This window comes from Accumulibacter sp., assembly GCF_029255285.1.
In the GTDB taxonomy this organism is placed as follows: domain Bacteria; phylum Pseudomonadota; class Gammaproteobacteria; order Burkholderiales; family Rhodocyclaceae; genus Accumulibacter.
In genome coordinates this window covers 70,779-84,428 of record NZ_JAPUVI010000088.1, presented here as the reverse complement: position 1 = coordinate 84,428, position 13,650 = coordinate 70,779, and the positions used below count along the sequence as shown (strand labels likewise).

General features: G+C 62.8%; 9 protein-coding genes. 1 reads left to right on the top strand and 8 read right to left on the bottom strand.

Annotated features, from left to right (window positions below; all coding sequences use genetic code 11):
- A partial coding sequence (locus Q1M07_RS11215; RefSeq protein WP_300453947.1) for an IS3 family transposase occupies window positions 1-229 on the top strand: 229 nt, incomplete at its 5' end.
- Between the two features lie 218 nt (window positions 230-447).
- Here Q1M07_RS11215 and xerC read toward each other — a convergent pair.
- The 8 genes from xerC to Q1M07_RS11175 all read right to left on the bottom strand — a co-directional run bounded on the left by xerC (window position 448) and on the right by Q1M07_RS11175 (window position 13,234).
- Window positions 448-1,362, bottom strand: coding sequence for a tyrosine recombinase XerC (gene xerC, locus Q1M07_RS11210; RefSeq protein ID WP_300453946.1), 915 nt, complete (start codon window positions 1,360-1,362; stop codon window positions 448-450).
- Between the two features lie 10 nt (window positions 1,363-1,372).
- Complete coding sequence (locus tag Q1M07_RS11205; protein ID WP_300453944.1) at window positions 1,373-2,026, bottom strand: DUF484 family protein; 654 nt, start codon at window positions 2,024-2,026, stop codon at window positions 1,373-1,375.
- The gene (gene dapF, locus Q1M07_RS11200; RefSeq protein ID WP_300453943.1) at window positions 2,023-2,853 is read right to left on the bottom strand and encodes a diaminopimelate epimerase; all 831 of its coding nucleotides are present in this window, start codon (window positions 2,851-2,853) and stop codon (window positions 2,023-2,025) included. Before dapF ends, Q1M07_RS11205 begins: the two co-directional genes overlap by 4 nt.
- The gene (locus Q1M07_RS11195; protein WP_300453942.1) at window positions 2,850-3,377 is read right to left on the bottom strand and encodes a GNAT family N-acetyltransferase; all 528 of its coding nucleotides are present in this window, start codon (window positions 3,375-3,377) and stop codon (window positions 2,850-2,852) included. Before Q1M07_RS11195 ends, dapF begins: the two co-directional genes overlap by 4 nt.
- Window positions 3,378-3,496: 119 nt before the next feature.
- Window positions 3,497-5,329, bottom strand: a complete 1,833-nt coding sequence (gene glmS / locus Q1M07_RS11190; RefSeq protein WP_300453941.1) for a glutamine--fructose-6-phosphate transaminase (isomerizing) — start codon at window positions 5,327-5,329, stop codon at window positions 3,497-3,499.
- Between the two features lie 70 nt (window positions 5,330-5,399).
- Window positions 5,400-6,758 (bottom strand): bifunctional UDP-N-acetylglucosamine diphosphorylase/glucosamine-1-phosphate N-acetyltransferase GlmU, encoded by a 1,359-nt coding sequence (gene glmU, locus Q1M07_RS11185; protein ID WP_300453940.1) that lies wholly within the window; start codon window positions 6,756-6,758, stop codon window positions 5,400-5,402.
- A gap of 354 nt (window positions 6,759-7,112) precedes the next feature.
- A complete protein-coding gene (locus tag Q1M07_RS11180) occupies window positions 7,113-8,555 on the bottom strand; it encodes a glutamate synthase subunit beta (protein ID WP_300453939.1) in 1,443 nt (480 codons plus the stop codon).
- A 2-nt stretch (window positions 8,556-8,557) separates the two neighbouring features.
- The gene (locus tag Q1M07_RS11175; protein ID WP_300453938.1) at window positions 8,558-13,234 is read right to left on the bottom strand and encodes a glutamate synthase-related protein; all 4,677 of its coding nucleotides are present in this window, start codon (window positions 13,232-13,234) and stop codon (window positions 8,558-8,560) included.
- Window positions 13,235-13,650 lie beyond the last annotated feature (416 nt).

The window sequence follows — 13,650 nt, the reverse complement described above, 5'->3', positions numbered from 1 at the left end:
GGACAATGCGCCGATGGAATCGGCCAACGGCACGGTCAAGGTCGAGTGCGTGCCTGGAAAACATTTCCGCACGCGCGCCGAGGCTCAGCAGGCGCTGGTCGAATACATCGGCTACTACAATACCGAACGTCGCCACTCGTCCTTGGGCAACCTGTCACCGGCCGCATTCGAGCCGCACTGGCATGGCGCCGCGTCGCCGACCAGCACCGGTGGAGAAGCCTTGCCGTGAGCAGCACCGCGTTATCCACCACCGACTGGCCGGTTCGTCGCAAGCGACCGAACCGGCCGGCCGTGGATAACGCTCCTCGCCTCTTGGCATCCATTAAACGGGTACCGGTCCAGGGTACTGGGAGGTCTGAGTAAGTCGGGCGCAGCGGGGTTGAGCGCGGTAGGCGAAAAATTCCCGGAGAGTTTTCAGCCGGTTTGACGGCGCAATGCCAGTCCGCTTTAGGGCGTCTTGCGCTTCGCGCGCGGGTGTGACTGGTCGTAGACGGTAGCCAGATGCTGAAAATCGAGATGGGTATAGACCTGTGTCGAGGCGATGCTGGCATGACCGAGCATCTCCTGCACGGCGCGTAGATCACCCGAGGACTGCAGGACATGCGAGGCAAACGAGTGGCGCAGCACGTGCGGATGCGTCCTCGCCGGCAAGCCCTGCTGCAAGCCACGGCGAAGCAGGCGCAATTGAATCAAGCGAACACCCAGGCGATGGCCGTGTCTTCCGACGAACAAGGCGGTTTCGTCGGGCGCTGCCAGGTGAGCACGCTGCTCAGCCCAGAGCATCAGCGCCTCGCTGGCCTGGCGGCCGACCGGAACGATGCGCGGCTTGTTGCGCTTGCCGAGAACGCGGACCTCGCCACGGCGCACGTCTTCAAGGCACGAGATGTCGAGCGCGGCGAGTTCGGCGAGACGCAGACCGGACGAGTAGAAGAGCTCGAAGATCGCCTGGTCGCGAATCTCCAGCAGGCTTTCGCCTTTCGCCGCCAGCAGGCGATTCGCCTCGTCGGGTGACAAAACCTTGGGCAGCGCTTTCGGACTCCTCGGAGGACGTACGCTGTCGACCGGATTGTGGGTGCTTGCGCCGCGCTGGCCGAGCCAGCGATAGAAGCCGCGCCAAGCCGACAAGGTGCGGCCGAGCGAGCGCCCGCCGAGACCGCGCGCGTGCAATTGCGCGACGAAACGCCGGACATGGTGCGCCTCGATGCTTTGCAGGCGATATTCGCCCGGCAATTCGCCGATCAGGCAGCAGAGCGTCGCGAGATCCTGCCGGTAAGCGCGGACCGTATGGGGTGACAGTCTTCTCTGCCGCGAGAGTTCTTCGAGGTAAGCGTCGACGTCGGCGCCAAATTCGCTGACGCTCATGGGTCAAGGTTCAGCGCAGGACGCGCGCCAGCGCTGCCGAAGCCATTTCGCCAAGACGTTCGAGGTAGATCGTCCCCATCTGGCTATAAAAGCGCTCCGCATCCTCGCTACCCAGTGCGATCATGCCGATCGTTCCGCCGCCATCGCGCATGGCGATCAGCGCCTGCGAACGGATAGGCGGCGACGCCTCGCCGAACCACGATGAGAATTCGAAGCCCGCCGTCGAACCGCAGTACGGCTGCGTCAAAGCTTCGGCGAAAGTCTGCAGCTTTTCACTGACGTCGGCGAACTGGGGCAGCTCGTCGCTTCCCGACGGGCGATGCCAGAGCCGGACGGCGACGTGGGGAATCTCGAAGTCGTCGCGCAAGTGAAAGTTCAAGGTGTGCAATACGGACTGGAAACTACACGCGGCGATCATTCCGACCGCCAGCCGGTGCATCTTCTGGCTGATCTCGTCGTTCTCCTCGCCAAACTGCAGCAGTTCGCCCATCTTGCCTTCGAGTTGGCGATTCTTGTCGCGCAGAGCAAGCATTTGTCGTTCGGTGATCGATATCGTCCGCCCGCTGTGCGGATGCGGAACGACCATGGTGGCGATCAGGTCCGCGTGTTGCTCGAAAAACTGCGGGTTGTTCTGCAAGTAATGCGCTACTTCTTCCGATTTCATAACTCGATTTCTCCCTTGAAAACGGTGACGGCAGGACCACTCATGAAGACCGGGGTGCCCTGGCCGCGCCAGGCAATCGTCAGTTCGCCACCGCGCATTTCGACACGCACCGGTGAATCGAGCATACCGCGGGCGATACCGGCCACGACCGCGGCACAAGCACCGCTGCCGCAGGCCAGCGTCTCGCCCGCGCCACGTTCGAAGACGCGCAGGCGGATGGCGTGTCGATCGAGCACCTGCACGAAGCCGGCGTTGGCGCGCTTCGGAAAACGCGGGTGCGATTCGATCAGCGGCCCTTGCCGCCCGACCGGAGCCGCATCGACATCAGGAACGATCTGCAAGGCGTGCGGGTTTCCCATGCCGACAGCGCTAATGACGACTTCTTCGCCGCCCAGCGACAAGCTCTGCAGCAAGTCGTCGTTCACCGCGACGAAGGGTATCCGCGCCGGCTCGAACACCGGCTCTCCCATATCGACGGTGACTCTTCCGTCATCCTCAAGCCGCAAGGCGATGATGCCGCTCATCGTTTCGACACGAATCTCGCGCTGCATGGTCAGGCCCTGCTCGTGAACGAAGCGTACGAAGCAGCGCGCGCCGTTGCCACACTGCTCGACCTCGCCGCCGTCGGCGTTGAAGATGCGGTAACGGAAGTCGACGCCGGGCCGGCTGGCGGGCTCGACCAGCAGGATCTGGTCACAGCCGACTCCAAAATGGCGGTCTGCCAGCCAACGCAGTTGCTCGCCGGTCAGTACGATCGACTGACGAACACCATCGAGCACGACGAAATCGTTGCCCAATCCGTGCATCTTTGTAAATGTCGTTTTCATTGTTGTCGAGCCTCTGGCGGCGGCGCAACCAGAGGCTTGGCCATTATAAAGTCGTCCATCACGAATCCGCCGCCGATATCGACACACACCGATTCGCGGATGCCGAAGCCGTGTTTTCGGTAGGCGGCGATGGCCTGCTCATTTCGCTTGTTCACCGCCAGAATCAGCGTCCGGCAACCGTTTGCCAAAGCGTGCTCGACGACACGCTCGAGCAACCGGGCACCGAGCCCTGACCGCTGATGTTGCGGGGCGACATACAACTTGTCGAGTTTCATTTCTCCAGCCGCGGTCGTCAGCGCCGAAGCGAAGCCCACCAGTTGGCCATCGACCCGGATCTGGTCCCACCAGATCCCTGGTGTCGCCAACTCCTCGCGTAAACGCTGCGGGTTGTAACGCTGCTCGAGCATGAAATCGATCTGTTCCTGACTGATGATTCCTGGATAAGTTCGCTGCCAGACCAAGCGCGCGAGCGCGACGACCGGCCCGACATCCTCCGGGCGCAGGGCGGAAATCGCAATGTCCATGGTTTACTCCGGAAGCATGGCCATCACCGAACGCGAAAGACGGCAAGCGCCTCCTCGCCGCCAAGCCAGCGCATGGCAGGAATGGCGAGGCGGTGCCCAGGGCGCGACGTGACGGCGACTTACTCGACCGTGACCGACTTGGCCAGATTACGGGGCTTATCGACGTCGGTACCGCGTACCAGCGCCACATGATAAGCCAGGAGTTGCAGGGGCACGACATGCAGCAGCGCGGAGAGCGCGCCGTAGTGCTCCGGCAGGTGCAGCACGTGGATGCCGTCCGACTCCTTCATCTCGCTGTCGGCGTCGGCAAAGACGTACAGCTCGCCACCGCGTGCCCGCACTTCCTGGAGATTGGACTTCAGCTTCTCGAGCAGAGCGTCGTTGGGCGCGACGGCAATCACCGGCATGTCGCGGTCGACGAGGGCCAGCGGGCCATGCTTGAGTTCGCCGGCCGGATAAGCCTCGGCGTGAATATAGGAGATCTCCTTCAGCTTCAGGGCACCTTCCATGGCGATCGGGTAATGACGGCCGCGCCCCAGGAAAAGCGCATGCTGTTTCATCGAGAACTGCTCGGCCCATTGGCGAATCGCAGGCTCCAGTTCGAGGATTTTGGCCACCGCCAGCGGCAAATGACGGACGGCATGCAGTTCGGCCGCTTCGGCTGCCTCGTCGAGGCGGCCGCGCAGCTTGGCCAGGACCAGCGTCAACAGATACAGCGCGGCGAGCTGGGTGGTGAAGGCCTTGGTCGACGCAACGCCGATTTCCGGTCCGGCACGGGTAATGAAACGCAGGCTGTTCTCGCGCACCAGCGACGACTCGGGAACGTTGCAGATACACAGAGTCCGTTCCATGCCGAGCGACCTCGCATGCTGCAACGCCGCCAGCGTGTCGGCCGTTTCACCGGACTGCGAAATCGTCACGATCAGCGTCAGGGGATCAGGCACGGAGTCGCGGTAGCGATACTCGCTGGCCACTTCGACCGAGCACGGGATGCCGGCAATCGATTCGAGCCAGTAGCGCGCCACCAGTCCGGCGTGATAACTGGTTCCGCAAGCGATGATCAGAACCTGCCGGACTTCGCTCAACGTCGCCTCGCTCGTGGCACCGAACAGACCGGGCTGAATGCTGCGGGCGGCACCCAGCATTTCCAACGTATTCGCCAGCGCAACCGGTTGCTCGAAAATTTCTTTCTGCATGTAATGCCGATAGTGGCCCAGTTCGACCGCGTCGGCCGTGAGTTGGGATTCGGTCTCGGCACGTTCGACTGGCGTCCCGTCGACGCGAGTGATGCGATAGGCATCGCGCATCAGTTCCGCACAGTCGCCGTTCTCGAGGTAGATCATGCGGCGCGTCACCTGCAGCAGTGCGGCGGCATCGGAAGCGGCGTAGCATCCATCGTCGGTCACTCCGAGCAGCAAGGGGGCGCCTTCACGCGCCACCACCAGGCGCGTCGGATCGGCCTCGCGCAGGACAGCGATCGCGTAGGCGCCTTGCAACTGGGCGACTGCCTGGCGTACGGCGGTGAGAAAATCGGTGGCGCTCTTCAATTCGTGGGCGATCAGGTGGGCAACGACTTCGGTATCGGTGTCCGAAGTGAACTCGTAGCCCAGGGCTTTGAGGCGCCCGCGCAGAGATTCGTGGTTTTCGATGATGCCGTTATGGACGACGGCCAGGCCACGCGAGATATGTGGGTGGGCGTTGCGCTCGCAGGGCACACCATGCGTCGCCCAACGAGTATGCGCAATGCCGGTCTGGCCGGAGGCCCGTGACGATCCTTCCACCTGCGCGGTGAGTTCGGCGACACGGCCAACGGAACGCAGGCGGTGCAGGCCGGAAGCATTGATCAGCGCAAGGCCAGCCGAATCGTAACCGCGGTACTCGAGCTTGCGCAGCCCTTCGAGAAGAATCGGGACGACATCGCGGTCGGCGACCGCAGCAACAATGCCACACATGGTCAGGTCACTTTTCTCTAAGGCCGTTGGCGGCCGGGATGGGCATACCGTCGAAGTCCTCTCGACGACTTTATTTTTTGACTTTCTGCGGTTTCTTCCAGCCGGAAATCGACACCTGCCTGGCCCGCGAGATGGTCAGCGTGTCCGGCGGAGCGTCCCTGGTCAACGTCGTACCGGCGCCGAGCGTGGCGCCGCGACCGACCGTGACCGGAGCAACCAGTTGGGTGTCCGATCCGATGAAAGCGTCGTCTTCGATGACGGTCTGAAACTTGTTGGCACCGTCGTAGTTGCAGGTGATCGTCCCGGCACCGATGTTCACGCGGCTGCCGACGACAGCGTCGCCGACATAGGCCAGGTGATTGGCTTTCGATTGTGCAGCAAAGCGGCTGTTCTTGAGCTCGACGAAGTTGCCGACATGTACGCCGGCCGCCAGTTCGGTTCCCGGACGGAGACGGGCGAACGGTCCGATCACGCCGTCGGGACCGACGACTGCGCTGTCGATGTGGCTGAACGCCGCCAGACGCGATCCGGCGCCAATGTGCGCGTTCCTCAGGACGCAGGATGGACCGATTTCGACGGCTTCCTCGAGAACGACCCTGCCCTCGAAAACACAGTTGATGTCGATGAAGACGTCACGCCCGCAAACCAGTTCACCACGCACGTCGATGCGTGCCGGGTCGGCCAGGCGCACGCCCTGTTCGAGCAGACGCTCGGCGGTTCGCCGCTGCGCGACGCGTTCGAGCTCGGCTAGCTGCACCTTGCTGTTGACGCCAAGGACTTCCCATGGCGCCTGCGCCTGCGCGGTGCGGACCGGAACTCCGGCCGCGACCGCCATGCCGACGATGTCGGTCAGATAGTATTCCCGTTGTGCGTTGTCATTCGACAAGCGGCCCAGCCAGTCGGCCAGGTTTTCCGTCGGCAGAGCGACGATCCCGGTGTTGACCTCGTGGATCGCTCGCTCTTCGACCGAGGCGTCTTTCTGTTCGACGATGCGCCGAACGTCTCCGGCCGCATCGCGAACGATGCGCCCGTAACCGCTCGGTTCGGGCAGGTTTACGGTAAGAATCGCCAATGCGTCGCGCGCCGCATGCAACAAACGCTGCAGCGTCTCCGCCTGAACCAGCGGCACATCGCCGTAGAGTACCAGCGTGCTTCCCCCCGCCGCGAGATGGGGCAAGGCCTGCATCACGGCGTGTCCGGTCCCCAATTGGGGCTCCTGCAGAACCCATACCAGGTCCGGTGCGTCGATGCTGGCTCGCAGAGCTTCGCCGGCGTGTCCGTAAACGAGACAGATGGTTTGCGGAGCAAGACCGCGCGCCGTATCGATGACGTGCGAAACCAGAGCCTTGCCGGCCAGCGGATGGAGCACCTTGGGCAAGTTCGAATGCATGCGCTTGCCTTGTCCGGCGGCGAGAATGACGATATTCATGGGCTAACACTCAGTCAAACGGTAAGCTTGGTCCCGGCTGGCGGAAGCCGGTAGCCGTAGCGCCTCAGAGGGCCGGAAGGGGCTTGGCAGGGCGGGGCAAGCAATGATCTTCACGCGCCGTATTATTACAGGTTGCACGGCGGAAACTCACAAGAATGTCACGCTTGGGCTCCGCTTCCGGCGCCGTTGGCGACATCGTGGGCAGTTTGGCCAGCCGACGTCACCACCCGGCAGAGTCTTGACGGGTCATCGAAGGGCCGCTCCGACGGGACGTGGGGAGTGGCCGACCGACTCGGTACGCGAGGCCCGACTCGTTCGTCGTTCCGCGCCGGCTTGGCCCGGCGCTGGCAACACTCAGCGAGGCAGGCTGGAACTGCCCATCAGGAAAGCGTCGACTTCGCGGGCGCACTGCCGGCCCTCACGAATCGCCCAGACGACGAGCGACTGACCGCGCCGCATGTCGCCAGCGGCGAACACTTTGGCGACGCTGGTGGCGTAACAACCCACCTCGTCCGTCGTCGCCTGGACGTTGCCGCGCGAGTCAAGCTGTACCGCCAATTGGTCGAGGAGTCCCTGACGAACGGGCGAAACGAAGCCCATGGCCAGTAACACGAGGTCGGCGGCGATCTCGAACTCGCTTCCCGCAAGCTCGGTCATCCTGCCATTTCGCCAGTCGAGGCGGGCCACCTTGAGCGCCTTGACCCGTCCGTTTTCGCCGATGAACTCCTTGGTCGAAACCGCGAAATCGCGCTCGCAGCCCTCCTCGTGCGACGACGACGTACGCAATTTCAGTGGCCAGTACGGCCAAGTCAGACTCTTGTTCTCTCGCTCCGGCGGCTGCGGCATCAACTCGAATTGGGTTACCGATAGAGCGCCGTGCCGGTTGCTCGTGCCAACGCAGTCGGAACCGGTATCGCCACCGCCAATCACCACCACCCGCTTGCCGGTAGCCAGGATCTGCGCCGGCAAGCGGTCGCCGGCGTTGACCTTGTTCTGCTGTGGCAGAAACTCCATGGCGAAGTGGACGCCATCGAGATCCCTGCCCGGCACGTTCAGATCGCGCGGCGACTCCGCCCCACCGGCAAGAATCAGGGCGTCGAACTCGGCCAGCAGCCGGTCGACGGGGACAGCGCCGGGACCACTGCCACCGACTTCCTGATTGACGCGAAACTCGACGCCTTCGGCTTCCATCTGCGCGATGCGACGATCGACATGCGACTTCTCGAGCTTGAAATCCGGGATGCCGTAACGCAAGAGACCGCCTGGGCGATCGTTCTTTTCGAAAACGACGACGTGATGACCAACCCGCGCCAACTGCTGGGCGGCCGCCAAGCCGGCCGGACCGGAGCCGACGACGGCAACCTTTTTGCCGGTACGGGCCTGCGGGGGCTGCGGAACGATCCAGCCTTCTGCCCACCCTTTGTCGACAATCGCATGCTCGATCGACTTGATGCCAACCGGGTCGCTGTTGATGTTGAGCGTACACGCCTCCTCGCACGGCGCGGGACAGATGCGTCCGGTGAAATCCGGAAAGTTGTTGGTCGAGTGCAGGACTTCCAGGGCCTGCTCCCAGTTTCCGCGGTAAACCAGGTCGTTCCAGTCCGGAATGATGTTGTTGACCGGGCAGCCGGTATTGCAGAACGGGATGCCGCAATCCATGCAACGCGCACCCTGCACGCTGGCCTGCTCGTCGGTCAGCGCGCGGACGAACTCGCGGTAATGCTTCAGGCGCGACCCGGCAGGCTCGTAGGCCTCCGTCAAGCGCTGATACTCGATGAATCCAGTCGGCTTACCCATGCCTATGCTGCCTCCAGTTGCTTTTGCGCCGCCAACGCCGTGAGTACCCGCCGGTACTCGTGTGGCATGATCTTCACGAAGCGGCCGCGATACTTCTCCCAGTCGTTGAGCAGACGCTGCGCCTGGCGGCTGGCGGTCAGGCGATAGTGCTTCTCGACCAATCCCTTGAGCAGCACTTCGTCGATCACGCCGAGATGGCGGACGTCAACCTTGCCGTGAGCTTCGAGGTCGTCACCGGCGTCGCTGCCGCGGCGCGCGGCGAACTCCTCCTCGACCGGTTCGAGAGAGACCTGCGCCATGTTGCAGCGTGTCGCGAAGCTGCCGTCCTCGTCGAGGACATAGGCCACGCCACCGGACATGCCGGCGGCAAAATTGCGGCCCGTCATGCCAAGCACGACGACGGTACCACCGGTCATGTACTCGCAACCGTGGTCGCCCACTCCCTCGACGACCGCCGTGGCGCCCGAGTTGCGCACCGCGAAGCGCTCGCCGGCGACACCGGCGAAAAAGGCTTCGCCTTCGGTGGCACCGTAGAGCACGGTATTGCCAATGATGATGTTTTTCGGTGTCTCGCCACGAAAACCGAGATTCGGGCGAACGACGATCCGGCCACCCGACAGGCCCTTGCCGACGTAGTCGTTGGCTTCGCCCACCAGATCCAGCGTCACGCCACGTGCCAGGAATGCGCCGAAGCTTTGTCCCGCCGTGCCCGTGAGATGAATTTCGATCGTCCCGTCAGGCAACCCGGCATGTCCGTAACGCTCGGCCAGCCGCCCGGAAAGCATGGCACCGACGGTGCGGTTGATGTTGCGTACGGGCAGCTCGATACTGACCTTTTCACGTCTCTCGAGAGCCGCTTGGCTGAGCTCGATGAGCTTGATGTCCATTGCCCTGCCGAGGCCATGGTCCTGCACTTCGCAGTGGAAAACCGGCGTCCCGCTCTTGTTCTCGGGACGCTGGAAGACCCGGCTGTAGTCCAGCCCTCTGGCCTTCCAGTGGGATATTCCCTTCTGCATTTCGAGCAGGTCGCAACGGCCGATCAGATCATCAAAGCGACGCACTCCCATCTGCGCCATCAATTCGCGCACTTCTTCGGCGACGAAGAAGAAGTAATTGACGACATGCTCCGGTTGGCCCGAAAACCGCCGGCGGAGCACCGGATCCTGTGTTGCCACGCCGACAGGACAGGTATTGAGATGACACTTGCGCATCATGATGCAGCCTTCGACCACCAGTGGAGCCGTGGCAAAACCAAACTCGTCGGCACCCAGCAAGGCACCGATCAGCACGTCGCGGCCAGTCTTGTTCTGCCCGTCGACCTGGACTCGCACACGGCCGCGCAAGCCGTTGAGTACCAGCGTTTGCTGCGTTTCGGCAAGACCCAGTTCCCACGGCGATCCGGCATGCTTGATCGACGACTGCGGGCTGGCACCCGTACCGCCATCATGACCGGCGATCACGAGATGATCGGCCTTGGCCTTGGTCACTCCCGCCGCCACCGTCCCGACGCCCACTTCGGAAACGAGTTTGACACTGATCGACGCTTGTGGATTGGCGTTCTTGAGGTCGTGAATCAGTTGCGCCAGGTCTTCGATCGAGTAGATGTCATGATGCGGCGGAGGCGAGATCAGACCAACGCCGGGCACCGAGTGACGCAAGAAGCCGATGTACTCGGACACCTTGTGACCCGGTAGCTGGCCGCCTTCGCCGGGCTTGGCGCCTTGCGCCATCTTGATCTGGATCTGATCGGCATTGACCAGGTACTCGGCCGTGACGCCAAAACGCCCCGAGGCGACCTGCTTGATGGACGACCGCAGGCTGTCGCCATCCTGCAGTTGGTAGTCGCGCTCGATGCGCGACTTGCCGACCACGTCCGAAACCATCTCGCCGCCCTTCAAGCTCTTGAAGCGCGCCGGGTCCTCACCGCCCTCGCCGGTATTCGATTTGCCACCGATACGGTTCATGGCAACGGCCAAGGTGCTGTGCGCTTCGGTCGAAATCGACCCGAGCGACATCGCCCCCGTCGCGAAACGCTTGACGATTTCTTTTGCCGGTTCGACTTCCTCGAGCGCGATGGCCGGCCCCGCTGACTTGATTTCAAACAGCCCGCGCAAGGTCATGTGCCGCCGCGACTGGTCGTTGATCAGTTTGGCGTACTCCTTGTAGGTCTCGTACTTGCCGGTACGCGTCGAGTGCTGCAGCTTGGCGATCGCATCGGGCGTCCACAGGTGTTCTTCACCGCGCACACGGTAGGCGTACTCTCCCCCGGCGTCGAGCATGGTCGCCAACACCGGATCGTTGCCAAAGGCCTGTTTGTGCAGGCGAATCGCTTCTTCCATGACCTCGAAGACGCCAATACCCTCGACCTGGGTCGAGGTCCCGGTGAAATACTTGTCCACCATCCGCTTCTGCAAGCCGACCACTTCGAAGATCTGCGCCCCGGTGTAGGACATGTAGGTCGAGATGCCCATCTTGGACATCACCTTGAGCAGTCCTTTGCCGACGCCCTTGATGAAGTGCTTGATCGCTTTGTCGCTCTTTTCGGGGTCGTTGCCCGCCATCTGGCGAAGCGTTTCCAGAGCCAGGTAGGGGTGTACCGCTTCGGCGCCGTAACCGGCGAGGGCGGCGAAATGATGCGTCTCGCGTGCCGCTCCGGTTTCCACGACGAGTCCGACGCGCGTCCGCAACCCCTTGGTCACCAGATGGTGATGCACGGCCGAGGTGGCCAGCAGGGCGGGTATCGCCACATGCTCGGCGTCGACCCGGCGGTCGGAGACGATCAGGATGCTCGATCCCTTATGGACGTGATCTTCGGCCTCGGCACACAGCGAGGCGAGCCGCGCTTCGACGCCTTCGTTGCCCCAGCACAAGGGGTAACAGATGTCCAGCTCTGCGGAATGGAACTTCTTACCGGTGTAGGTCGATATCTCGCGCAGCTTGGCCATGTTCGCGAAATCGAGCACCGGCTGGGCAACCTCCAAACGGTACGGCGGATTGATTTCGTTGATGCCGAGCAAGTTCGGTTTGGGACCGATGAAGGAAACCAGCGACATCACCAGTTGTTCGCGAATCGGATCGATCGGCGGGTTGGTGACCTGCGCGAAGAGTTGCCGGAAATAATTGAACAGCGGCTTGCTTCGGTTCGAGAGGACGGCCAGCGGCGAGTCGTTACCCATCGACCCGGTCGCCTCCTCGCCGGAAGTAGCCATCGGCTCGAGGATGAACTTGATGTCCTCCTGGCTATAACCGAAAGCCTGCTGCCGATCGAGCAGGGACGCCCGCGGCATCGGCTCGGTGATTCCCTTGGGCGACGGCAGGTCGTCGAGCTTGATGTTGATCCGACTCAGCCAGTCCTTGTAGGGCTTGGCGCGCGCCAGGGTGTCCTTGAGTTCGGCGTCGTCGATGATGCGGCCCTGATCGAGATCGATCAGGAACATCTTGCCTGGCTGCAAACGCCACTTGTTGACGATACGCTCCTCGGCGATGGGCAGGACTCCGGCTTCCGAAGCCATCACCACCAGGTCGTCGTCAGTCACCAGATAGCGTGCCGGACGCAAGCCGTTGCGGTCGAGCGTCGCGCCGATCTGGCGCCCATCGGTGAAGGCCACCGCCGCCGGACCGTCCCACGGCTCGATCATTGCGGCGTGATATTTGTAGAAAGCGCTGCGCTTGTCGTCCATCAGCGTGTGCGATTCCCAGGCCTCCGGAATCAGCATCATCATGGCGTGGGCGAGCGAATAGCCAGCCATGACGAGCAGTTCGAGCGCGTTGTCGAACGAGGCCGAATCCGACTGGCCCGGGTAGATCAGCGGCCAGATCTTTTCCAGATCGTGGCTAAGCAAGGGCGACGAGGTGCCCTTCTCGCGTGCGCGCATCCAGTTGTAGTTGCCGCGCAGCGTGTTGATCTCACCATTGTGGGCAATCATCCGGAACGGGTGGGCAAGCTGCCACGTCGGGAAGGTATTGGTCGAAAAACGCTGGTGCACCAGCGCCATGGCCGAAATGCACCGTGGATCCTTCAGGTCGGCATAGTACTCTCCCACCTGAAAGGCGAGCAGCAAGCCCTTATAGACCACGGTCCGGGCGGACATCGACGGCTGATAGAACTCCTTGCTGTGCTTGAGGCCCAGCGCCTGAATGGCGTTTGCCGCCCGGCGGCGGATGACGTACAGCTTGCGTTCGAGGGCGTCGGTAACCATGATGTCGGCACCGCGGCCGATGAAAATCTGACGAATCACGGGTTCACGAGCACGCACCGTAGGCGACATCGGCAGACTGTGGTCGACCGGCACGTCGCGCCAACCGAGGACCACCTGACCCTCGGAGCGCACCGCCCGTTCGATTTCCTCCTGGCAGGCGAGGCGCGAAGCCGACTCTTTCGGCAGGAAGACCATGCCGACACCGTAGTCGCCGGCCGGCGGCAACTGGACGCCCTGCTGAGCCATCTCGTCACGAAAGAAAGCGTCGGGAATCTGGATCAGGATGCCGGCACCGTCGCCCATCAGGGGATCGGCACCGACAGCGCCGCGGTGATCCAGGTTCTTCAGGATCAGCAACCCCTGCTCGATGATCGAGTGACTCTTCTTGCCCCGAATGTGCGCTACAAAACCGACGCCGCAGGCATCGTGCTCGTTGGCCGGGTCGTAAAGCCCCTGCCCTTCAGGTATGGCCGAATCCATCACGCTTGAATCCTCACAAATCAAAGACGTTCCCCGGGTGACCGCAGGTCCAGAAGTTGGAAAACCTCGCGCAGAAAAGCGCCAGCCGACTCCGCGGGACTCGCGACTATACGCCGAATACCCCGGCCATTCAAGATGCTGCGCCGCACCAAAGGCGTGCGTCAGCGGTGTGCGGCCGCACCAACCCGAAGCCGCGCGGCGCGCAATCTCTCGCTTTTTTTGGTATTCAGCCCAGCCACCGAAAGCAAGCAAGACTCGCGCCAAGATGCCAAGCGTGTTCCGCTGGCGAAATGTCGAAGCCTCGCCGCCCGGCGAAGGGCAACCGGCAGCGCGGTTGGCGCGATCTCACGAAACGTCGGCCGGCGGCCTTGGCGCTTCGGCGCCGGCCATTTCCCGCCCAACAAAGACGCCGTTTC

Coding starts and splice junctions, on each gene's coding strand:
- glmS (WP_300453941.1), bottom strand. CDS start 5,329: ATGTGTGGCATTGTTGCTGCGGTCGCCGACCGCGATGTCGTCCCGATT.
- Q1M07_RS11195 (WP_300453942.1), bottom strand. CDS start 3,377: ATGGACATTGCGATTTCCGCCCTGCGCCCGGAGGATGTCGGGCCGGTC.
- Q1M07_RS11175 (WP_300453938.1), bottom strand. CDS start 13,234: ATGGATTCGGCCATACCTGAAGGGCAGGGGCTTTACGACCCGGCCAAC.
- glmU (WP_300453940.1), bottom strand. CDS start 6,758: ATGAATATCGTCATTCTCGCCGCCGGACAAGGCAAGCGCATGCATTCG.
- xerC (WP_300453946.1), bottom strand. CDS start 1,362: ATGAGCGTCAGCGAATTTGGCGCCGACGTCGACGCTTACCTCGAAGAA.
- Q1M07_RS11180 (WP_300453939.1), bottom strand. CDS start 8,555: ATGGGTAAGCCGACTGGATTCATCGAGTATCAGCGCTTGACGGAGGCC.
- Q1M07_RS11205 (WP_300453944.1), bottom strand. CDS start 2,026: ATGAAATCGGAAGAAGTAGCGCATTACTTGCAGAACAACCCGCAGTTT.
- dapF (WP_300453943.1), bottom strand. CDS start 2,853: ATGAAAACGACATTTACAAAGATGCACGGATTGGGCAACGATTTCGTC.